Annotated in this window: 17 protein-coding genes; 3 read left to right on the top strand and 14 right to left on the bottom strand. The window is 46.8% G+C overall.

The genetic code is table 11. The annotated features are described in order from the left end of the window. Positions 1–125: 125 nt before the first annotated feature. The 6 genes from accC to AB4154_RS02555 all read right to left on the bottom strand — a co-directional run bounded on the left by accC (position 126) and on the right by AB4154_RS02555 (position 7,428). Complete coding sequence (gene accC, locus AB4154_RS02580; RefSeq protein WP_102429029.1) at positions 126–1,469, bottom strand: acetyl-CoA carboxylase biotin carboxylase subunit; 1,344 nt, start codon at positions 1,467–1,469, stop codon at positions 126–128. Between the two features lie 15 nt (positions 1,470–1,484). Continuing rightward, on the bottom strand, positions 1,485–1,937 hold the full coding sequence (accB, locus tag AB4154_RS02575) for an acetyl-CoA carboxylase biotin carboxyl carrier protein (RefSeq protein ID WP_017062707.1): 453 nt from the start codon (positions 1,935–1,937) through the stop codon (positions 1,485–1,487). A gap of 74 nt (positions 1,938–2,011) precedes the next feature. Further along, a complete protein-coding gene (gene aroQ, locus AB4154_RS02570) occupies positions 2,012–2,461 on the bottom strand; it encodes a type II 3-dehydroquinate dehydratase (protein ID WP_010435475.1) in 450 nt (149 codons plus the stop codon). Between the two features lie 323 nt (positions 2,462–2,784). Continuing rightward, on the bottom strand, positions 2,785–4,734 hold the full coding sequence (acs, locus tag AB4154_RS02565; protein WP_048605453.1) for an acetate--CoA ligase: 1,950 nt from the start codon (positions 4,732–4,734) through the stop codon (positions 2,785–2,787). Between the two features lie 218 nt (positions 4,735–4,952). Beyond that, positions 4,953–5,585 carry a 3'-5' exonuclease gene (locus AB4154_RS02560; RefSeq protein ID WP_017062708.1) on the bottom strand — a complete coding sequence of 211 codons (633 nt, stop codon included), beginning with the start codon at positions 5,583–5,585 and terminating at the stop codon, positions 4,953–4,955. 10 nt (positions 5,586–5,595) lie between these two features. Further along, complete coding sequence (locus AB4154_RS02555; protein WP_102429028.1) at positions 5,596–7,428, bottom strand: DUF294 nucleotidyltransferase-like domain-containing protein; 1,833 nt, start codon at positions 7,426–7,428, stop codon at positions 5,596–5,598. Positions 7,429–7,660: 232 nt separating this feature from the next. Between AB4154_RS02555 and AB4154_RS02550 the strand changes: the two genes are divergently transcribed. Both AB4154_RS02550 and AB4154_RS02545 read left to right on the top strand, forming a co-directional pair. Then, positions 7,661–8,857 carry a 3-phenylpropionate MFS transporter gene (locus AB4154_RS02550; RefSeq protein ID WP_017062710.1) on the top strand — a complete coding sequence of 399 codons (1,197 nt, stop codon included), beginning with the start codon at positions 7,661–7,663 and terminating at the stop codon, positions 8,855–8,857. A gap of 118 nt (positions 8,858–8,975) precedes the next feature. Continuing rightward, positions 8,976–12,407 (top strand): PAS domain-containing hybrid sensor histidine kinase/response regulator, encoded by a 3,432-nt coding sequence (locus AB4154_RS02545; RefSeq protein WP_032545914.1) that lies wholly within the window; start codon positions 8,976–8,978, stop codon positions 12,405–12,407. 117 nt (positions 12,408–12,524) lie between these two features. Here AB4154_RS02545 and AB4154_RS02540 read toward each other — a convergent pair whose 3' ends face one another. From AB4154_RS02540 to AB4154_RS02525, 4 genes are all read right to left on the bottom strand, one after another. Further along, positions 12,525–13,910 carry a class II fumarate hydratase gene (locus tag AB4154_RS02540; RefSeq protein ID WP_372122110.1) on the bottom strand — a complete coding sequence of 462 codons (1,386 nt, stop codon included), beginning with the start codon at positions 13,908–13,910 and terminating at the stop codon, positions 12,525–12,527. 12 nt (positions 13,911–13,922) lie between these two features. Next, on the bottom strand, positions 13,923–14,309 hold the full coding sequence (locus tag AB4154_RS02535) for a hypothetical protein (RefSeq protein ID WP_017068852.1): 387 nt from the start codon (positions 14,307–14,309) through the stop codon (positions 13,923–13,925). A 200-nt stretch (positions 14,310–14,509) separates the two neighbouring features. After that, a complete protein-coding gene (locus AB4154_RS02530) occupies positions 14,510–16,213 on the bottom strand; it encodes a sodium:solute symporter family protein (protein WP_017062715.1) in 1,704 nt (567 codons plus the stop codon). A 10-nt stretch (positions 16,214–16,223) separates the two neighbouring features. Beyond that, the gene (locus tag AB4154_RS02525) at positions 16,224–16,490 is read right to left on the bottom strand and encodes a DUF4212 domain-containing protein (protein ID WP_010435433.1); all 267 of its coding nucleotides are present in this window, start codon (positions 16,488–16,490) and stop codon (positions 16,224–16,226) included. Between the two features lie 448 nt (positions 16,491–16,938). On the opposite strand from AB4154_RS02525, the gene AB4154_RS02520 reads away from it, so the two are divergent. After that, on the top strand, positions 16,939–18,690 hold the full coding sequence (locus AB4154_RS02520) for a potassium/proton antiporter (RefSeq protein WP_017066561.1): 1,752 nt from the start codon (positions 16,939–16,941) through the stop codon (positions 18,688–18,690). Here AB4154_RS02520 and AB4154_RS02515 read toward each other — a convergent pair. The 4 genes from AB4154_RS02515 to pyrI all read right to left on the bottom strand — a co-directional run bounded on the left by AB4154_RS02515 (position 18,687) and on the right by pyrI (position 22,832). Continuing rightward, the gene (locus AB4154_RS02515; RefSeq protein WP_017062717.1) at positions 18,687–19,316 is read right to left on the bottom strand and encodes a response regulator transcription factor; all 630 of its coding nucleotides are present in this window, start codon (positions 19,314–19,316) and stop codon (positions 18,687–18,689) included. The two genes, AB4154_RS02520 and AB4154_RS02515, sit on opposite strands and share 4 nt — an antisense overlap. Positions 19,317–19,528: 212 nt before the next feature. Continuing rightward, entirely contained in the window at positions 19,529–21,376 is a 1,848-nt protein-coding gene (locus AB4154_RS02510; protein ID WP_372122108.1) for a protein-disulfide reductase DsbD, read from the bottom strand. Positions 21,377–21,551: 175 nt separating this feature from the next. Further along, positions 21,552–22,040 carry an arginine repressor gene (locus AB4154_RS02505; RefSeq protein ID WP_017063664.1) on the bottom strand — a complete coding sequence of 163 codons (489 nt, stop codon included), beginning with the start codon at positions 22,038–22,040 and terminating at the stop codon, positions 21,552–21,554. Positions 22,041–22,367: 327 nt separating this feature from the next. Further along, entirely contained in the window at positions 22,368–22,832 is a 465-nt protein-coding gene (pyrI, locus tag AB4154_RS02500) for an aspartate carbamoyltransferase regulatory subunit (protein ID WP_059021942.1), read from the bottom strand. Positions 22,833–22,835: the final 3 nt, after the last annotated feature.

Below are 22,835 nucleotides of genomic sequence, written 5' to 3'. Positions count from 1 at the left end.
AAAATATGAGCAAATTCACCAAAACCCCACGGAATATAATGGGGATTAAAGATTGATTTTTTCGGCGGTTCAAAAACAAAAATGCTCACCGAAGTGAGCATTTTGACTGTTCTTAAACGAACGGATTATGACAAACCAAGTTTCTTCTCAAGGTAGTGGATGTTTGCACCACCGTGTTGGAAGTTTTCGTCGTTCATAATAGACAGTTGAAGCTCAGTATTAACGTTAATACCTTCAACAATCATTTCACCCAATGCGTTCTTCATACGAGCGATAGCAACATCACGGTTCTCACCGTAAGTGATCAGCTTACCAATCATTGAATCGTAGTGTGGTGGCACTGTGTAACCCGTGTAGATGTGAGATTCCCAACGTACGCCCATGCCGCCTGGTGCGTGGAAACGTTCAATCTTACCTGGTGAAGGTAGGAAACGAACTGGATCTTCAGCATTGATACGACATTCGATTGAGTGGCCACGCAGCTTAATGTCATCCTGAGTGAATGATAGAGGCTGACCAGCTGCAATACGTAGCTGTTCTTTCACTAGGTCGATACCCGTTACCATTTCAGTAATCGTGTGTTCAACCTGGATACGAGTGTTCATTTCGATGAAGTAGAATTCACCGTTCTCGTATAGGAATTCAAATGTACCTGCACCGCGGTAACCGATCTCAATACATGCACGAGTACAACGTTCGCCAATGTACTTACGCATCTCTTCAGTGATACCTGGAGCTGGCGCTTCTTCCACAACTTTCTGGTGACGACGTTGCATTGAACAGTCACGCTCACCTAGGTGGATAGCATTACCTTGGCCATCTGCAAGCACTTGTACTTCAATGTGACGTGGGTTTTCTAGGAATTTCTCCATGTAAACCATGTCGTTGTTGAAACATGCTTTTGCTTCAGCACGAGTCATCGCGATAGCTTCTGTTAATTCTGCTTCAGAACGAACAACACGCATACCACGACCGCCGCCGCCGCCAGATGCCTTGATGATAACTGGGAAGCCAATGCGTTTAGCGTGCGCTTTGTTTTTCACTTCATCATCATCAAGAGGGCCGTCAGAACCTGGTACACAAGGTACGCCAGCTTTCTTCATTGACGTGATAGCTGACACTTTGTCACCCATCATGCGAATGGTTTCAGCTTTAGGGCCAACGAAGATAAAGCCACTGCGCTCTACCTGTTCTGCAAAGTCTGCATTTTCAGATAGGAAGCCGTAGCCAGGGTGAACAGCTACTGCACCTGTAACTTCAGCTGCGCTGATGATACGAGGGATGTTTAGGTAGCTATCGATACCACGAGCTGGACCGATACAAATGGTTTCGTCTGCAAGCAGTACGTGCTTAAGGTCACGGTCAGCAGTTGAGTGAACCGCTACCGTTTTAATGCCAAGCTCTTTACATGCACGCAGAATACGTAGTGCAATCTCACCACGGTTCGCGATTACTAATTTATCTAACATAATGAGTGCTCTCTATTATTCGATAATTACTAGAGCTTGGTCGAATTCTACTGGTTGACCGTCTTCAACTAGGATAGCTGTTACAACACCAGATTTATCAGCTTCGATTTGGTTCATCATTTTCATTGCTTCAACGATACATAGCGTTTCGCCAGCAGTTACAGATTGACCAACTTTAACGAATGGTTTTGCGTCTGGGCTTGGAGCGCCGTAGAAAGTACCAACCATTGGAGAAAGAACTTGGTGACCAGCTGGAACTGCAGGAGCTGCTGCTTCTGCTGCTACAGGTGCCGCCGCAGGAGCTGCTGCCGCTACAGGTGCTGGAGCAGCTGCATATTGAACAGGTGCTACAGGTGCAGTGCTGTTACGACTGATTCGTACTGACTCTTCACCTTCAGAGATTTCTAGCTCAGAAATACCAGACTCTTCAACCAATTCGATTAGCTTTTTGATTTTGCGAATATCCATTGTTTCTTTCTCTTTATCTGTTAATTGAACTTACTCTATGACTGAGTAGGTTAGTAATAGTTCGTTGTTTATGTTTACTTTGAGTTGAGCTTGCTGAGCGCAGCGGTCAAAGCAAATTGATAACCTTGGGCACCTAAGCCACAAATCACACCTTCTGCTTTATCAGATAGGTAAGAGTGGTGACGGAATGGTTCACGCGCGTGAACATTCGATAGATGAACCTCAATAAATGGTATGGCAACGCCAAGTAGTGCATCACGCAGTGCCACACTGGTATGTGTAAAGGCTGCTGGGTTGATAATAATAAAATCAACATTTTGATAAGCACTATGGATAGCTTCAATCAGTTCGTACTCACGATTTGACTGTAAGTGAGATAGCTCAACATCGTGTGCTTTCGCTTGCTCGGTCAGTGAGCTAATAATCTGGTCAAGTGTTTGAGAACCGTAGTGTGCGGGCTCTCTAAGGCCTAACAGGTTAAGGTTTGGGCCATTTAAAACTAGAATGCGAAACTTTGTAGACATCGTGGGGCTATCTTCCTTTATCGTGTTTACGAACGTGAATGTTGCCATTTTATTGAAAATTTGCGGTTAATTTCCAGTGAGAAAAACCCAAATTTAAAAATTAGAACCAGATTATAGCTAATTCAGCGCAAATCGCAGCAATTTACTGGTCTAATCTCCTATTGATACAGCTTGGAATTGTTACCAACTTAACAAAAAAGCGTCTTAGCCTTAATTTGGGGCGGGATATTTGAGATCAAGATCAGCCATAAAAAAAACCGCCACATAGGTGACGGTTTAGAAAGTGCTGTTTTAAACAGTGATTAGCTGCTGTGACTGGTTGCTTATGCCAGTTCTGCTTTCTCGGCAATCAGCTTATCAACCACACTTGGGTCGGCCAGTGTCGAGGTATCACCTAGGTTACCTGTATCGCCAGTCGCGATTTTACGCAGGATACGACGCATGATTTTACCCGAACGAGTTTTTGGTAGAGAGTCGGTCCAGTGCAGTACATCTGGCGTTGCAATTGGGCCAATCTCTTTACGTACCCAGTCTTTTACTTCTTTATGAAGCTCTGCGGTTGGGAACTCACCATCATTCAGCGTGATGTAAGCGTAAATCGCTTGGCCTTTAATATCATGAGGGATGCCCACAATCGCGGCTTCTGCAATCTTATCGAACGCGACTAGAGCCGATTCAATCTCAGCAGTACCCATACGGTGACCTGATACGTTAAGTACATCATCGACACGCCCCGTAATCCAGTAGTAACCGTCTTCATCACGACGAGCGCCGTCACTGGTGAAGTACATGCCTTTAAAGGTCGAGAAGTAAGTCTGTTCGAAGCGGTCATGATCGCCATGAACGGTACGCATTTGGCCTGGCCAAGAGTCAAGAATCACTAGGTTGCCGTCTGTTGCACCCTCAATGATGTTACCCATGTTATCAACCAGTGCCGGTTGCACACCGAAGAATGGACGAGTTGCAGAGCCCGGTTTCAGGTCTGTTGCGCCTGGTAGCGGTGCAATCAAGATACCGCCCGTTTCTGTTTGCCACCATGTATCAACAATTGGAGATTGCTCATTACCGATTGTTTTGTAGTACCACTCCCACGCCTCTGGGTTGATAGGTTCACCCACTGAGCCCATGATTCTTAGGCTGTCACGAGAAGTACCTTCAACGGCTTCATTGCCTTTCGCCATCAATGCACGAATAGCCGTTGGCGCCGTATAAAGAATATTAACTTGGTGCTTATCGACCACTTCGCTCATGCGGCTGGTGTTCGGGTAATTTGGCACGCCTTCAAACAGAATCGTTTTTGCGCCATTAGCAAGCGGTCCGTAAACAAGATATGTGTGACCGGTAATCCAACCCACATCGGCTGTACACCAGAAAGTCTCGCCTTCTTGGTAATCGAATACGTATTTGAAGGTCATCGCAGCATAAACAAGGTAGCCACCTGTGGTGTGCATAACGCCTTTAGGTTTACCTGTTGAGCCTGACGTATAAAGGATGAATAGTGGATCTTCTGCGTTCATCTCTTCTGGTGGGCAATCTGCAGATACATTAGCAATAGCATCGTGCCACCACACATCGCGATGTTCGTGCCATGCCACATCACCGCCAGTGCGTTTGAATACAACAACCTTCTCGATGTTTTTCACTTCAGGGTTCGTCAGTGCTTCATCGACATTCTTTTTCAGTGGAACAGCACGGCCGCCACGCACGCCTTCATCGGCAGTGATAACGACTTTAGAATTTGAATCGATAATACGACCAGACAGTGCTTCTGGTGAGAAACCACCAAATACGACTGTGTGAACCGCACCGATACGGGTACACGCCAGCATGGCTACTGCCGCTTCTGGCACCATTGGCATGTATAAACAAACCACATCACCTTTGCGCACGCCTTGCTCTTTTAGAGCATTCGAAAACAGGCACACTTCTTTATGCAGTTCATTAAAAGTTAGAGTTTTATCATCTGTCGGGTCATCGCCTTCCCAGATGATAGCGACTTCATCACCGCGCTCAGCAAGGTGGCGGTCGATACAGTTAGCCGAAACGTTAAGCGTGCCATCTTCAAACCAGCGAATATCAATGTGGCCAGGGTCGAAAGAGGTGTTTTTTACTTGTGTGAAAGGTTTGATCCAATCAACGATTTTTCCGTGTTCACCCCAAAAGCCTTCAGGGTCAGAAACAGATTGCTGGTACATGGCTAGGTAAGTGTCATTATCCGCGTGTGTGGTTGATTTAATATTTTCTTTTACCGGATAAACGTGGGCTTCACTCATTGCATCTCTCCTTGTGCCTACATTCCTAATGAACTGGCAACTTCCTTTGTGTTCAGTTTCTAGGTCTATTACAGAACCGTCTTTGTGTTATCACTCTCGGCTAGGACGGCGATTTCCACAATTAGACTTTAGGATGAGACGCTGCTTTTCACTTACAAAATAGCGAGTTAAGTTCAATTTTGAGATGTTGCTCTCTATGTGAAGCGCCAGTGGTTGAATTAAGAATAAGAAGAGTTGAAACGGGGAAGGTCACCATGTTTCAGGCGCACAAAGATCAGCGCAGCGGAGATAGCGTCTTGTAATGCATCATGTTTATTGACCGGGATAGGTAAATCGAGTTGGCGACAGATGGCGTCCATACTGAGATCAAAATAGGCATTGGGCAGCTGTCTTTCGAGTTTGTCTTGATAGAGTTGGCTCACTTCGACTAATCGGTTAGGCAGTGGAAATCCAAGCTGTTTTAAACAGGCGCGGTCGAGAATTTTTTTATCATAGCGGATGTGATAGCCGACTAAAGGACGATTTCCAATGAAGTTCAGTAGCTCGATTAAAGCCTGTTTTTCTTCGATGCCGTGCTTTAGATCTTGATGACGGATACGGTGGATTTTTATTGAATTGCAATCGAGCGATTGGGGGGCGCGCAACCGGACTTCAAAAGGTTGGCTGGTAATGATTCGGTTACCGATGATCTTGGTCGCGGCAATGGTAACTAATTCTGCCTGATTGGGATCTAGGCTGGTGGTTTCACAATCGAGCGATACATATTCATGATCAATAGGCGCAGTAAACAGAGGCTGATAGAGGGAGCCTTTGAGCTTGTGATGCCAGTAATAGCGAACCAACCTATTCATCGTGCAATGCCTAATCCCGTATCTGATAGTGGTAGCCGAGCCATTGCTTGAATTTCTTCACCACGTGCAGGCTATGACGAAGCAGATCCCTGTCTGCTCGTTCCATCAGTTTGACGTTAATCTTGTTGCTGCTGTGCTGCTGAGAAAGCCTTTGGGCTAAGCGCCACTTAAAGAATTGCTTGAGTGCTTCACTGAGATTATCGGCAGTACTTTGCTCTAATACTTTCTTGCTGACCAGCTGCTCAATGCGTTCGAAGGTGTTGTTGACCGTGACACCATGTTCTAGGCAAAGCGCTCTCACACCATGCACGATAGGGAAAATACCGCCTTGTTTGATATCGAGTCCGGACTTAGATTGCTTCACATTACCAAACAGGGTCAGGGGAACTGAGAAGTTCAGCGCCGGGCGGCAGAACTCCGTCAGAATCAATTCTTGTCCGAGCATTAAATCACTGAGGTGCTGCTTTACAGGTTTTAATAACTCTCTATTCCCCGCTACTGCGTGTGCATCTGCCATGATCGCGATATCCATCACGGTGTCTGGCGTGGCTTTTTTTACCCAATGGGTGAGGGTTTGTTTCCACTCTTGTTCTGAATGCACCCATTTCGGATTGTTGACCATTACGTTGCCCGGGCACAGTGGGTAACCCAATTGTTGAAGGGTATGGGTGAGGTCGTTCATGGCACTTTGGCATTGATGCCATTCCAAACCATCTTGAATAATCAGAGCGTTGTCTTGATCGGTTTTGAGAATTTGCTCTCCACGCCCCTCAGAACCCAACACGATTAGGCAGCAATGATTATGCAGTGCAGGTGGGATCACCAACTCAAAAGCCTTCTCTATGATCTGTTCGTTGACCGCAGAAATCAGCTCCATGATAAAGCGTGTGCGAATCCCATTACTGAGCAAGCTCTCGACCAGTTGACGTTGTTTGTTGGATGCCATTGCCAATTCTTCAACGCTGGTGGCGCGCGCAATACGCAAAGTAAGAACGTGGGAGTGTGTGGAGAATGCACTGAGAATCTGTGTCATATCCACCATGCCGACCGCATTTTTACCATCACAAACCATCAACCTTTTTACTCGATTTCTGGTCATGGTAATCATGGCGTTAAATAAGAAATCGCCTTGGTTCACGTGCATCACCGGAAACGTTGCGATCTCACCGACAGGCGCATCCAGTGTGAAATTATCGAGCATCACAGCATGCAATAAATTGGTTCGAGTGACGATTCCATACGATAAGGAACATGATGATCCAAAAGCTTTTGGATCATTATGTTCCAAATGGACTAGGGCCGAGTCTAACCCTTGTTCTTTAAGGGTTTGAGTGACTTGGTTGATCGGTTGGTTTGGTTCAAGTATCAGTGGTGGGTGATAGATAGAGTCATCCACTTTGGTTAATATAAACTCGGCAAGATTCTGTTGCTGCTGGGCGGCTTCTATCAAAGCTTTTCGTGTTGATAGGTTGCTATCAAAGTAGGCAGCGAATTGGCCATTGGCGTGGTAAAGCTCAAGAAAAATATCGGTGGGCAGCAGATAACTTAATGTATCTTCGAGTGCGATATATTGGTGTTTGGTGTGGGGTTCAAACTGGCTGCGGACATCAAAAATATCGTCATTGGCATAGTGTGCGTAAATCTCACCATCACTGCTCGCGCGCTCTTCAACAGCTCCTTTGATCAAAATATGCAGGTGTCGGCTCGGCCTTTCAGCTTCCAGTATCACTTCTTGAGAGCGGTAATACACCACGTCTAATGAAGAGCGAAGCTTCAACTGTTCGGCGTCGGACAGGCTATCGAAGGGCGGGTGCTGCATATTAAATTTGTCAGGCATAAGCATCACAAGAAGAAATGGGAGTCTTTAATCAGTCTGACAAAATACCAGCGAAGCTCCAGACGACTTTAGTCTAAATGCGAGTATGAGTATTGATGAGCGTGAAATCTCTTGTTGAAATGCGATATCCAGACCCATTGAATATGGGAATACTATCCCAGTAATAATTCCCTTTTTCATCGTATGCGAGATAGGCATAATTGGTGCTGCCTTTTTCCGCACACTTTATAGGTCATTTATGTTTAGCCCTTCACCCTATGGCTGGATCTCTCAGTATTTTCTTGGTTTCTTTTTTGCGTATGGCGTGTATTTGCCATTTTGGGCGTTGTGGTTTGAAGACCAAGGCGTGTCTGCTGGTGATATTGGCGTATTGATTGGTATCGGCTTTGCAACTCGTTGTGTGGCCAACTTAGTGATTACGCCGCGTATCCATAAAGTGGAACACTTGATGCCAGCGCTACGCTGTTTGAGTTTCGCTGCGCTGCTGTTTGTCGGTTTCCACTTCTTCACCGGTGGCAGTTTTATACTGATGTTGTTGGCAACGGTACTGTTTAACCTCTGTTGTGGGCCGATCATTCCTCTTTCTGATGCGATGGCTAACCATTACAGTCGTTTGAAAATGCTCGACTACGGCCGAACTCGCCTTTGGGGCTCAATTGCCTTTATCGCAGGTTCAACGGTTGTTGGCTATTTGGTGGCACAATTCGGCACCGACATGATTTTGTATACTGCGCTTGCCGGTGTGTTGCTGTCATTGATTCTTGCGATGAGAAACCCCAATGTGATGCCAGTAACACAATCTGAGCAACAAGCGGCGCGACCAAAACTAGGTGAACTGCTGCGTGAGTCGTCAGTGGTAAAGTTTTTAGCCTTGATGGCGCTGCTGCAAGGTAGTCATGCGGCTTACTACAGTTTTAGTGCGATTTATTGGAAAGAAGCGGGTCACTCAGAAGCTATCATCGGTTATTTGTGGAGTTTAGGTGTTGTTGCTGAAGTGGCCGTATTTGCTCTGAGTAAGCGATTATTCTCAGGCTGGTCACTGCGTACTTTGTTTGTCGTCGCGGCTATTGGGGTGATGGCGCGTTGGGGTATTACCGCATCAACCACGGCGATTTTTGCACTGGTGATGGTGCAGTTGCTGCACGGTGTGACATTTGCCATGGCACACATCGCCGCGATTCAATACATCCAATCTGAAGAACAAAACAAGATGGTTGCGCTACAAGCCCTGTATAACGCGATTCCATTAGGTGCCTTTATTGCACTGATGACCACCTTAAGTGGTTGGGGTTATGAGCTTTGGGGCGCAAATATCTTCTGGGGCATGGCTGCAATGGGTGCACTTGCTCTGTTCATTAAGTTGGATGAAAGAAGTTCAGTGGTTGAGATTAATCAATCAGATTCGGAACAGTCAGAATCTCACAGCAAATGCTGATAATTAGAGTCTAAAGCACAGAATTTAAGCGATGCGATTGAGTTAATCACCCATCCTTAGTTAAATGAAACCTCTCCCTTATGGAGAGGTTTTTTTATGGATGAAAAAAGGGTTTTCAATGCAAGGATGGATAGTAATTCCAGTCTCTTTAGCCTACTTGGGCGTGTTATTTCTGATCGCTTGGTATGGAGACAGGCAGGTTCGTTGGCTATCGCGTTGGCGCCCGTGGATCTATAGCCTTTCGATTGCCGTGTATTGTACCTCTTGGACCTTCTATGGAACGGTCGGGCAGGCGAGTAACAACCCTTGGTCTTTTTTACCCATTTACCTCGCCCCGATTCTAGTCTTTACACTAGGCTGGCGGATCTTGGCGCGGCTGATCCTGATTGCGAAGCGGGAACATATCACCTCCATTGCCGACTTTATCGCGGCTCGTTATGGAAAATCTCAGGGCTTAGCGGTGGCGGTGACGGTTATCGCCGTGGTTGGTATCCTTCCTTATATTGCTCTGCAACTGCGTGGTATTACCATGGGGTTGGATATTGTTGCACCCAACCTAGCGGCTGACTTCGGTTATCAGGACTATCATGTGTCTTGGTTTGTGGTCGGTGCTTTGGCTATTTTCACCATGCTGTTTGGTACAAGACACATTGATAACACAGAGCATCACCGTGGCATGATGATGGCGGTGGCGTTTGAATCCATCGTTAAGCTCGCGGCATTCCTGATCGTTGGCCTATTCATCATGTATCTGGCGATGAGCAGCGACAAGATCGACTTGCTTGATGTGGCGGCTTCCACCTACGAATCACCCAATATTCCGACCTTAATTATTCATACCGTTTTGACCATGTTGGCGATTGTCTGTCTGCCACGCCAGTTCCATACCATGGTGGTAGAGAACGAACGTCCTCAAGACCTGCATACCGCTCGTTGGTTGTTTCCGCTTTACCTGATTTTGATGGGACTGTTCGTGCTGCCAATTGCTTGGGCAGGACAAGGACTACTTACTGGTATGCCAGCGGATACCTATGTGATCAGTGTGCCAATGTCAGAAGGCGCTAATCACATTGCCTTGCTGGCTTTCCTTGGTGGTACGTCTGCGGCAAGTGGCATGGTGATAGTGTCGACCATCGCCTTGGCGATCATGGTGTCGAATGATTTAGTGATGCCATTGTTACTGCGCCGTATGCGCCTAACTCAAAGAACCCATCGACACTTTTCTGGCCTGCTATTGGTGATTCGCCGCGGGCTAATTTTACTGCTGTTACTGGGTGCTTGGCTGTTTTATCAGGCGCTCGATACCATCCATTCACTGTCAGCGATTGGCTTTCTTTCCTTTGCTGCGATTGCTCAATTCGCGCCAGCACTTATTGGTGGTTTGTACTGGCGCCCGGGTAACCGCAAGGGCGTGTATGTCGGCTTAATGGTGGGCTCGTTGATTTGGCTGATTACCTTGATGAGCCAAACCAGCATGTTGGCTGGCGACAGTGAAAGTAACCTTTTACTGTGGATTATCACGCCGCCAGAACTGCTCAGTAGCTGGAATATCAGCAGTTCAAACTGGGGCATTGTGCTGAGTATTGTACTTAATACCTTGTGCTATGCCGTGGTTTCGATGACGACTCGCCCAAGCCTAAGTGAGCGCTTACAATCAGCAGCATTTGTTGGCACGCCGCTGCCTGAAAACGAGAATATCAGCCTTTACCAGAACCGAGTGACGGTCGCTGAATTAGAGATGCTGGCGTCGCGTTTTGTAGGCCGTAAGCGTGCCAAAAGTGCCTTACACAGCTATTGGCAACAACACGGTCAGCCGCTGCTTCCTAATCAACAAGCGCCTGCAAGTCTGATTCGACACGCAGAGCGCGTGCTCGCCGGAGTATTCGGTGCTTCGTCTGCTAAGTTAGTACTTACTTCCGCTTTACAGGGAAGAAACATGCAGCTTGAAGAAGTCGCGACCATCGTGGATGAAGCTTCGGAACTGTACGACTTCAGCCGTGGTTTACTGCAAGGCGCGATTGAACATATTGGCCAAGGCATCGCAGTAATCGACAAACAAATGAGGCTGGTGGCGTGGAATCAGCGCTATCTAGAATTGTTTGAGTTCCCTGCTGGTTTGATACAAGTGGGCAGGCCGATCTCCGATGTGATTCGCCATAATGCTCAGCAAGGTTTGTGTGGTCCGGGTGACCCTGAAGATCATGTGCGTCGCCGTGTTTATCATTTGGAGCAAGGCACTCGACATACCTCTTCTCGCATTCGTCCTGATGGTCGAGTGATTGAAGTGCAAGGTAACCCGATGCCAAGTGGTGGCTTTGTGATGAGCTTTACCGACATCACGGTATTCCGACAAGCAGAGCAAGCGCTAAAAGATGCCAACGAAAGTTTGGAATCGAGAGTGCATGAGCGAACTCAAGAACTCGAAAAACTGAACCATCGCTTGGTAAAAGCCACGCAGATTTCGGATCAAGAATCACAATCTAAGAGTCGTTTTCTAGCCGCGGTAAGCCACGATTTGATGCAGCCGCTCAATGCCGCACGTCTATTTGCTTCGTCACTGTCTGAGGTGGCAAAAGAGCAAGAGGTGAAGCAATTGTCATCTCACATCGAGAGTGCACTTGGCGCCGCAGAAGATTTGATTGGTGACTTGCTAGATATCTCTCGATTGGAGTCCGGAAAGTTAGAAACCAACATTCACGCGATTGCCGTGCATGACGTATTAACCAATTTGAACGCGGAATTTAGCGCTCTAGCGAGACAACAGAAAATTGAGTTTAAGATGATTCCGTCGTCATTGTTCATTCATTCAGACCCTAAGCTGTTGAGGCGTGTGATTCAGAACTTTTTGACCAATGCGTTCCGCTATAACCCGGAAGGGAAAGTGGTACTGGGTGCGAGAAGAGTGAATGGACAGGTTCGAATTGATGTGTGGGATAATGGAACCGGTATCGATGAAGACAAGCAACAAGAAATCTTTGAAGAGTTTACTCGTGGCAGCCAAGTACGAGCCGATCAAGGATTGGGGTTAGGGCTGGCTATCTCGAAAGGTATTGCTCATGTGCTTGGCCATCAAATTTCGATGCGCTCATGGCCGGGGCAAGGCAGTGTCTTTTCCATCACCTTAGCTAGAGCGGAAAAAGTGGCTCCAGTTGTGCAAGCTTCGACGCCAATGGCGACCAGCGACATCGAACATCTCAAGATATTGTGTGTCGATAATGAACGAGAAATCTTAGTCGGTATGGAAAACCTGATCGGACGTTGGGGCTGTGAGGTTAAGACGGCGGTTGATTTGGTCGAAAGCTTGCAGTGCCTAGATGAGGGTTGGCTACCTGATGTGATTTTCTCTGATTACCGTTTAGATAATGGCAGAACGGGTCTCGAAGTCCTGCAGCAGTGTCGCTTGCGCCTCGGAGACTCTTTTGAAGGGGTCATCATTAGTGCCGATAGAACCGATGACATGTTGGCAGCGATAAAGGCCAACAGCTTTCGCTTTATTGCCAAGCCAGTGAAGCCACTTAAGTTAAGAGCGGTCTTGAATCGAGTGAGCTAGTTTGGGTTAACAGGCTCGGATTAGTACGTTCGTGAGCGGATAGTGAAAAGGCCTCAGATGAGGCCTTTTTTGTCTCTGTTTTTTTTGCGAACGCCGATTCGCTTGTTAATTCAATAACTAACCAGCAATGCCACCTTGTGTCAGTGTGGTTGGATCAAGCAGTTTACTGAGCTCTTCTCGGCTAAGATCGGTTTCTCTTTCTGCGACATCCAGAATTGGTAAGCCTTCTTTGTAAGCTTTCTTGGCAATATCAGCCGCCTTCAAGTAGCCAATCACAGGGTTAAGTGCGGTCACTAGGATTGGGTTCTTTGACAGTGCCAAATCGAGATTGTCTTGGCGTATCGTGAAGGTCGCGATGGCTTTGTCCGCTAAAGCGACTGAGCTGTTTGCCAATAACTCAATACTTTCCAACACGTTATGAGCAATCACTGGCAGCATCACATTAAGTTGGAAGTTACCTGATTGTCCGGCTACGGTAATGGTGGTGTCGTTGCCAATGACTTGCGCCGCCGCCATAGCTGCAGCTTCTGGAATCACAGGATTTACCTTGCCAGGCATGATCGATGAGCCTGGTTGTAGAGCCTGTAATTCAATTTCCCCTAAGCCAGCCAACGGCCCAGAGTTCATCCAGCGAAGATCGTTTGAGATCTTCATGATCGCAACTGCTGCCGTTTTGAGCTGACCTGACAGCGCAACGATCGCGTCTTGACTGCTGAGGCTAAAAAAGAAGTTTTCACTCGAGCTAAAACTGATCTTTGTCGATTGAGACAGGTTACTCGCAAACTTATCGGCAAAGCGTGGGTCAGCATTGATCCCTGTTCCAACCGCAGTACCACCTTGTGCTAAAGCCTTGATAGCGGGCAGGGTGTTCTCTATTGCTTGCTTAGCGTGTTCTATCTGAAATTTCCAACCACCTAGCTCTTGAGCAAAGGTCATTGGCATCGCATCCATTAGATGAGTGCGGCCGGTCTTCACGACCTCCGCAAGTTCCTGTTGTTTGATGGTGAGTGCTTCAGAAAGGTGAGTTAATGCAGGTAATAGCTTATTTTCAGCCATCAAAGCAACGCTCACTTGAATGGCGGTTGGCACCACATCGTTACTGCTTTGGCCCATGTTGACGTGATCATTGGGGTTCACGTCGCCTTGCAAGCTTCTTGAGGCAAGCGTAGCAATCACTTCATTGGCATTCATGTTGGAACTGGTACCTGAACCGGTTTGGTAGACATCGATAGGGAATTGATCGAGGTGTTTACCCTCAATGATCTCTTGGCTGGCTTCGGCTATCGCGTTGGCAATATCACCTTCCAGTAGACCTAACTGAGCATTGGTATCTGCCGCTGCCTGTTTAATTAACGCCAGTGCTTGAATAAAACTTGTCGGCATCTTGTGAGAGCTAAACGCGAAGTTATCCGCTGCACGCTGAGTTTGTGCTTGGTATAGCGCATCGGCAGGGACTTTCACTTCGCCCATGCTGTCTTTTTCAATCCGAAATTGTAGGGTCATGTTCTATCCTTGTTAGCCAAGTGGGGCTTGGACTTGTTTTAGTGTTTGGCTGAGATTCAAAAAACGCGCTTGGCCTTGAGGTTGCTGGCAGTAGTGGCGCTTCAAATAAAATAGTGGTGAGTGAATAGAGTCTAGGCAGATATGACGAAAGGCGAAACTGCGCTGAGGAGACTCAATCGCTTCAATCAAATGAAAGAAAACTTGGCGTAGATACAGCTCGCACAACAAGATGTTTTCTTGAGCGGCATGCTTTTCATAGTAAGCCGAAAGCGTCAGTGCACACTCGATATACTCTCGAATTACAAACGGCTCATGGCCTTGAACTTGTTCTAATGAAGCAAAGCGATCCTGTGCTTTGTAAAATCTCGAATAGAGAACCTGCTGCTCTTTCATCATCATCTGCATCTCTTTATTGGATGTTAATGATAATTATTATCAAATAAAATTTTAAAAACAACCCTTTGTTTATCTTTTTATAAAGTGAGCAGAAAAAGAAAAAGCCGATACACGAAGTATCGGCTTTCTGGAGTCAGTACCTAATCCCTACAATGTAAGTACTGATTCATTTTTTGCTAAACATCTTTGTTTAATGGTCGTGCTTAGTGGTCGTGAGCTTCACCTGCACCTTTCGGGTAACGGATGTTCTCAACCATATCTTGTACATCTTGTGGTACTTCAGCAGTTACTTTGTTTACAGCAATCGATACTACGAAGTTTAGACACATACCTAGCGTACCGATGCCTTCTGGGCTGATACCAAACCACCAGTTTTCAGGTGTGCTTGCTGCTGGGTTAATGAACTTGAAGTAGATGATGTAGCTTGCTGTGAAGGCAATACCTGACAACATACCTGCAATTGCGCCTTCCTTGTTCATCTTCTTGTAGAAGATACCTAGGATAATCGCTGGGAAGAAGGATGCTGCGGCTAAGCCGAAGGCAAACGCTACTACCTGTGCTACAAAGCCTGGTGGGTTAATACCTAAGTAACCGGCACCGACAATCGCGACCATGGCTGCCAGACGAGCGGCTAACAGCTCCTGCTTGTCGGTCATGTTTGGTCTGAAGCCTTTCTTCAACAAGTCATGTGAAATCGACGTTGAGATGACCAATAGTAGACCCGCGGCTGTTGATAGTGCGGCTGCTAGGCCACCGGCTGCAAGCAGTGCTACAACCCAGTTTGGTAGTTTCGCTAGCTCTGGAGAAGCCAGTACGATGATGTCACGGTTAATCTTCATCTCGTTGCGCTCATCGCCCGAGTAGAACATTTTGCCATCGCCGTTCTTATCTTCCCAACCTACTAGGCCAGTGCTTTCCCAGTTTTTGTACCAGCTTGGTGCGTCCGCTGCAGCGACACCTTGCATGTCAGGGCCGTTGATTGTTTCGATCATGTTTACACGAGCGAATGCTGCAACGCCTGGTGCTGTTGTGTATAGCAATGAGATGAACAGTAGTGCCCAACCCGCTGAGATACGAGCATCACGTACTTTTGGTACCGTGAAGAAACGAATGATTACGTGTGGAAGACCCGCAGTACCGACCATTAGAGCCGCACAGATGAAGAATACATCTACCATGCTCTTGTTACCTTCGGTATAGGCGGTAAATCCGAGTTCTTCGGTCAGTCCATCCAGTTTATCAAGAAGGTAAACATCTGTGCCTGATAGCGTAGAGCCCATACCAACTTGTGGAAGTGGGTTACCTGTCATCATGATTGAGGTAAAGATTGCTGGAACAAGGAAGGCGAAAATGAGGACACAGAATTGAGCTACCTGCGTATAAGTGATGCCTTTCATGCCACCTAGTACTGCGTAGAAGAACACAATACCCATACCAATGATGATGCCTAGGTTAATATCAACTTCTAGGAAACGAGAGAATACAACGCCCACACCACGCATCTGGCCTGCAACGTACGTAAACGATACGAAGATTGCACAGAATACCGCTACCATACGTGCCGTTTTCGAGTAGTAACGCTCACCGATGAAATCAGGAACCGTAAACTGACCGAACTTACGTAGGTAAGGTGCTAAACATAGCGCAAGTAGTACATAACCACCTGTCCAACCCATTAGGTAAACCGCACCGTCGTAACCAACGAATGAGATGATACCTGCCATTGAGATGAATGATGCTGCCGACATCCAGTCAGCGGCGGTCGCCATGCCGTTTGCTACTGGGTGTACACCACCGCCAGCAACGTAGAACTCACTAGTAGACCCTGCACGAGCCCAGATTGCGATGCCGATATATACCGCGAAAGTAATACCGACGAGAATAAACGTCCAAGTTTGAATATCCATGTTCTAGCCTCTAGTCTTCCTGTACGTTGTATTTTTTGTCGAGCGCATTCATGCGGACAACGTAAATAAATATCAGCGCCACGAAGGTGTATATCGAACCTTGCTGAGCGAACCAAAATCCTAGCTTGAACCCGCCAAACTGAACGGTATTGAGGGCATCCACAAATAAGATGCCAGCGCCGTAAGACACCGCAAACCAGACCGCGAGCAGTGTTCCCATAATTCCCAAGTTTTCCTTCCAGTAGGCTTGAGCATGTTCCGTAGATTCGAACGCCATTGCCTTCTCCTTTATTCCGTTTTCGTAGAAACTGTTTTTGTGAAACCGTTTTGTAAAATAGCGTGTTAACGTAATGTTACGATTTAGAATGTAGCAAGGATAAGTCAAGGGATCTGTGCAACTTTAGTCGGGATGGTATTAGCGCTAATGTACTGAAATATGGGAGCTAGGAGACATAATCATAGAAAAATGTGATGTTAAAATGTTGTTAAATTAGCCAAAGGTCTAACAAAAAGGGATGAATTAGACTGCGAGTCATAAAATTTAACAACTAAATGACCGAGAAACGGTATTTAGCCCTGCTTATGACACGAAGCGAAACATAAGTTTGTTATAGTAACAACGGCACTTTCACCGACCGTGCCTTGCTAAACGGCAGAAGATCAACAAGCTAGTGGCAAAAGATCAACAGGCTTAAAGCTCGGATTTTATTCTTTGGGGGAACGAATTGGACGCAATAACCATTAACCACTTATTCTTGACTGGTGCCGTACTCATCGCCATCAGCGTGCTTTTCTCACAAGTGTCCTCTCGATTGGGCGTTCCTATTCTTTTGATCTTTTTGTTCGTTGGTATGTTAGCGGGTGAAGATGGACCCGGTAATATTCATTTCGATGATTACTCACTGACCTACTTGGTGAGTAACCTTGCGCTTGCCGTGATTCTGTTGGATGGCGGTATGCGAACCAAGGTGGCGAGCTTCAAGGTCGCTTTCTGGCCTTCGCTCTCGCTGGCGACGATAGGTGTCGCATGTACAGCAACCTTAACCGGATTAATGGCGGCTTGGCTGTTTGACTTGTCATTAATGCAGGGCATCTTGGTCGGGGCGATTGTTGGTTCAACCGATGCGGCAGCGGTATTCTCTTTGCTGAAAGGACAGAGTCTCAATGAGCGTGTTGGCTCAACCCTAGAGATCGAATCGGGCACTAACGACCCAATGGCGGTCTTCCTGACGGTGACCTTAATTGCGCTGTTAGGTAACCCTGACGCTGAGATGGGAATGAACTTCCTACTGCAAAGTTTTGCGATGCAGTTTGGTATCGGTACTCTTGTTGGTATTGGCGGCGGCTGGGTTCTATGGAGCTTAATCAATCGAGTACAATTGGCTGATGGCCTTTATTCCATTCTGGTACTCAGTGGGGGCGTGGCTCTGTTTGCGTTCTCTAACATGCTTGGCGGCAGCGGCATCTTATCGATTTACCTAGTGGGCTTGTTCATTGGTAATCGTCCGACGCGCTCGCGACACTCGATTCTTAATGTTCTTGATGGCATGACGTGGCTAAGCCAGATCGTGATGTTCTTGGTATTGGGTTTATTGGTGACGCCATCAACGTTGATGGACATTGCTCTGCCTGCGCTGGCACTGGCCTTCGGTATGATTTTGTTTGCTCGTCCGCTGTCGGTTTGGTTGGGTTTGCTGCCGTTCAGAAGTTTTACCACCAAGGAACGTTGGTTTGTTTCTTGGGTCGGTCTACGCGGCGCGGTACCGATCATTCTGGCGGTGTTCCCGATGATGGCTGGCCTGCCTAATGCTCAGCTTTACTTCAACATCGCGTTCTTCGTGGTTATGGTGTCGCTGATTGTTCAAGGCGGCAGCTTGATGAAAGTCGCGAGATTGGCTCAAGTGACGCTACCTCCAACGCCGACACCGATTTCTCGTACTGGCATTGAAATTTACCCTGCTAGTGAGTGGGAGATGTTTGTCTACAAGCTGAAAGAAGAGAAGTGGTGTGTGGGCGAACCACTAAAGCGTTTGTCTATGCCGGAAGGAACGCGAATTACTGCACTGTTTAGAAAGGATGCCTTGCTTCACCCATCAGGCAGCACCGTGTTAGAGGCGAACGATATCTTATGTGTGCTTGGTCAAGACAAAGATTTGGACAGCTTAAGTTCGTTGTTCAGTGAGGCGCCTCTAGCAGAAGAGGCGGCACGATTCTTTGGTGACTTCTTCTTGGATGTTGAGCTATCAGTTGCGGCAGTGAGTGATTGTTATGGTATTGAACTTGGCTCGGAAGAAGAGCGAGAAATGACGCTAAAACAATTGGTTGCTCAAGAGCTTGGCGCACACTCTGTATTGGGTGATAGCTTTGAGTGGCATGACATCACTTGGGTGGTTGCAGAGATAGATGATCATAAAGTCGTCAGGTTGGGTTTATGTTTACCTAAGACGACTTTAGAAGAGGATATCAGTGAAGCTTAATTGTGGACTTCTTGTAGCAAGATAACCGCTTGAGTACGATTTTTCACATCCAGTTTACGGAAGATGGCCGTCATATGTGCTTTGATGGTCGCTTCCGAAACATTCAATTCATACGCGATTTGCTTGTTAAGCAAGCCGTCAGAAAGCATCCCTAATACCTTGTATTGCTGAGGCGTCAGTGTGGAAATCTTTTCTGCAAGGTCGCTACACGCTGCATTATTGGTGATAAGCCCTTCAGGGAAGAACGGGTCGCCATTCAGCACTTGATTCAGTGCACTCACCAACTCACGCATATCACTCGACTTAGGAATAAAGCCAAACGCACCGTGGCTCTTCACCTGAGTGACCACGCTGGCATCTTCACTGGCAGAAACCACCACAATCGGTAGATCTGGGTATTCAGCGCGCAGTTGAATTAAGCCTGACATGCCATTGGCGCCCGGCATTTTCAGATCGAGCAGTAATAGATCCGGCTCGCCTTCTTTCTTTAGCAGAGTCAGTAAGGCATCGAGAGAATCGGCCTCAAGCAGGTTCGCACCACTGATCGCCATATGAACTGACTGAAACAGGGCGTTGCGAAAGAGAGGGTGGTCATCAGCAATGATGATGGTATAGGTCGAGTCCATGACGTTCATACTTTTAACAATTTAGTTAATATTTATTATCATCCTGATTGAGTATGTGGACAATATCTATGCATTAAAAGTCTGAACCATATCGACTTTTATCCCCGGAATAAGAAAGCGTTACTCTGAATAGCAAAAAAGCCGCACTGCCATCTCGTTACGGAGGGGCGGTGCGGCTTTCGATTCGGCTTATATTTTAGTGAATATTGCCGTTATAGCTGGTGGTTTTGCATGTGTTTTAAGAATACATCGGCAGGCATAAAACCGGTTACACGAGCATTTGGAACATGGTTACCCTCACCATCCCAGAACTCAATCGTAGGTAAGCCAAGCACCTGTAATTGTTTAAGCAGTTCAATGTCTTGAGGCATGTTTCTCGTTACATCGGCTTGTAGCAGTACGAAGTCAGAAAGCTTGTTTTCCACATCAGCTTGATGGAAGGTGTACTTCTCGAATTCTTTACATGCCACACACCAATCGGCGTAGAAGTCGAGCATCACAGGCTTACCGAGTTTCTTCGCTTCGATGAGCTGGATTTCTAGTTCTTCAACCGTGTTGATGCGTGCAAATTGGATGTGTTGTTCTACCGTCACGCTCTTTTCTGCAAACCAGTAATTGAGCGCAGGTTGAGCTGATGCGAACAGGCCAAGCATCGCAATGATGCCCACAGCGCTTTGCTTCCAGCCACCAAATGGCAGTGCATTCTTACTGTGGTAAAGCCAACCAAAGGCGATGAAGCCAAGGCCAGACCAAAGCACGGTTGCCCACAATTCAGGAATGATGCGCTCTAGCAGGAAGATAGGCGCGGCAAGCAAGATAAAGCCGAATACGATCTTCACCTTGTTCATCCAGCTGCCCGCTTTAGGCAATAGCTTATTACCAAACACTGCCACTAAAATCAGTGGGATACCCATACCCATAGCCAACGCGTACAGAGCAATTGCACCGGTAAATAGGTCACCACTCTGAGCCACATACAGCAGTGCGCCTGACAATGGCGCCGTGGTACAAGGTGAACACACCAAGCCAGAGATAGCGCCCATTGCGAATACGCCCAAGGTATTGCCACCTTGCTGCTTGTTGCTTTGGTTGTTGAGCCAAGTTTGGATGCTGCTTGGCAGTTGCAGGTTATAAACGCCAAACATCGACATTGCTAACGCCACGAACAGAACACTCAGCGCGATCAGCACGTAAGGGTGCTGCATAGCGGCTTGGAATTGCATGCCTGCTGAAGCAACCACTAAACCTAATAAGGTGTAGGTTAACGCCATGCCTTGCACGTAAATAAAGGACAGCATCAGCGCGCGACCTTGGCTGAGTTTGCCACCACCTAAAACGATACCCGTTAGAATCGGATACATAGGCAGCACACACGGCGTAAAGGCTAAACCAACACCGAGTGCTAAGAATAATAGAGGGGTCCACCAACTGTCACCGAGCTTATCGGCTAAGCCTGCTTCTTTTGAAACAGGGGCATTTGGCTGTTGAGTCGTGTTACTTACAACGTCTGCTTTCGGAGATGTTGGTTGCGTAGAAACATCGGTTTCGTTGCCAGCAGAAGGTGAAGCTTGTGAGTCACTACCTTGCGAATTAGCAGAACCTGTTGCTGTGAAAGGTTCAATGTCGATGATACGAGTCTCTGGTGGGTAGCAGAACCCTGCGTCCGCACAGCCTTGATACTTAACGATCAGCTGTGAGCCATCTTGGTAACTCTGCAGAGGAACTTGCACGAATAACGGCTGAGTATAAATGCTCACCTCACCGAAGAATTCATCTTGGTGCGGCTTACCATCTTCTAATTCAACATTACCGATAGCGAGATTTTGCCCGGTGAACGAGAGGCTATGTTGATAGAGGTAGTAGCCCTCTTTTACTTGCCAGTCGAGAAGGACTTTGTCGTCTTGCTGGTAGTAATTGAAAGGGAAAGCTTGGTCTACAGGGACAAAACCATTGTTATTGCCTCCGAAGCTTGGCTCGGCGTTGTCGTTCCCAAATAGCGCCCACGCAGGCTGGGTGAATAGGGAAACACAAACAAAAAGTAATGTGGCAAGTCGTCGCATACTATTTAGTCATCAAAATGGAGTTGAAGGTATCTTAACTCAATCAGACCGTAATAGTTTGCTATTAGTTTCATCGGCAAACAAATATCCCCTAAGGCGGGATAGCGATTTTATTGGGTAATCGAGTGGGGAGCTGCAATTCAACTTGAGTGACTTGCCTTTGTAAAAGAGACATTTAAGCTACACCCAAGCGTGCTTTTACTACTTGTTCGCAAGCATCAATATTCATCGTATCTTTTGGAATAATAAGCACGGTATCATTACCGCCAACGGTGCCGATAATCTCAGTGTGTGGGTCGATATCAACTAATCTTGCGACTAGTTGTGCACAACCTGGATGAGTTTTTACGATGACCATCGCTTGGTTATGAGTGATGAATTCGATTTGCGATGAGATGGATGCATCGACACGAACCGGTGCACTTTCAACCGTGATGCAGTAAACCTTTTTACCGCAAGCATTCTGAATTTTGACAACACCAAGCTGTGACAAAATACGAGAGACGGTCGATTGGCTGATACCTGTATAGCCAATATCGACAAGTTTCTCTCGCAGTTGATTTTGGGTCGAGAAGCTTTGTTGTTGTAGTAAGCGTTTGCACGCTGCAGTCAGTGTTTTATCTTCAGCTGAATACAAGCAACCGTGCTCAGTGATTGGGTTCATGAACAACTCCTTAAGGTCAACATGTGGTTATCGCTTGTCCGTAGCGCCGAGCGTACTCCCAAAGCCGTAGAGTACGATTGTTAAATAGGGCTTACCGATGAATCCCGAAATAGAGAGGGAAGGTATGCGTGATGTATGATCGTCTATCCATTGAGTCTACCACTAAAGAATAGTTATCTTTTTGAAGGGGGTCACCAAATAAAATTCTAGTTAATTGCTTTTATTTTGGAGTTTTATTCTTTTGTTAAATGGATATTTATTCCAAGTTTGGCATAAATATCCATCGGTATTAGGGTGCTTTGGAGACCGTGATAATGGCGCTAAGGGTTAGCGAATTTCACTCATGATCTCGCGAGAGAATACTTTTTCACAGTAGTGACATTTTAGCTGCACGTTTTCCTGTTTTAGCTGCACTTTAAAGCTGCTTTCGACTGGCTCACCGTGCGAAATACAGTTGCTATTCGGGCAAGAGTAGACACTGTTGATTTGGTCTGGCAGCACTAATGTTAGCTTGTTAACCACCTTGTACTCTTCAATCTGATTGACCGTCGCTTGCGGGGCGTACAGAGCCAATTGGTTGGCTTGTTCCTTGGTCAGAAAGATGTTCTCAATCTTGATTAGGTCTTTGTTGCCGAGCGCTGATGATGGCAGGTTTAACCCCATAGTGATGCGCTGTTCTGTTTTATGCAGCTTGAACAGTTTGAGAATTTTAATCCCAAGATGAGCAGGGATGTGGTCAATGACGCTGCCATTACGGATCGCTTCTACTTGTAGCTGAGTTTGTTTAACCATGAC

It is taken from the genome of Vibrio sp. 10N.286.51.B11 (assembly GCF_041469245.1).
Lineage (GTDB): Bacteria > Pseudomonadota > Gammaproteobacteria > Enterobacterales > Vibrionaceae > Vibrio > Vibrio crassostreae_C.
The sequence above is the reverse complement of the archived record's forward strand: the minus strand, read 5'-3'. Positions and strand labels throughout refer to the sequence as shown.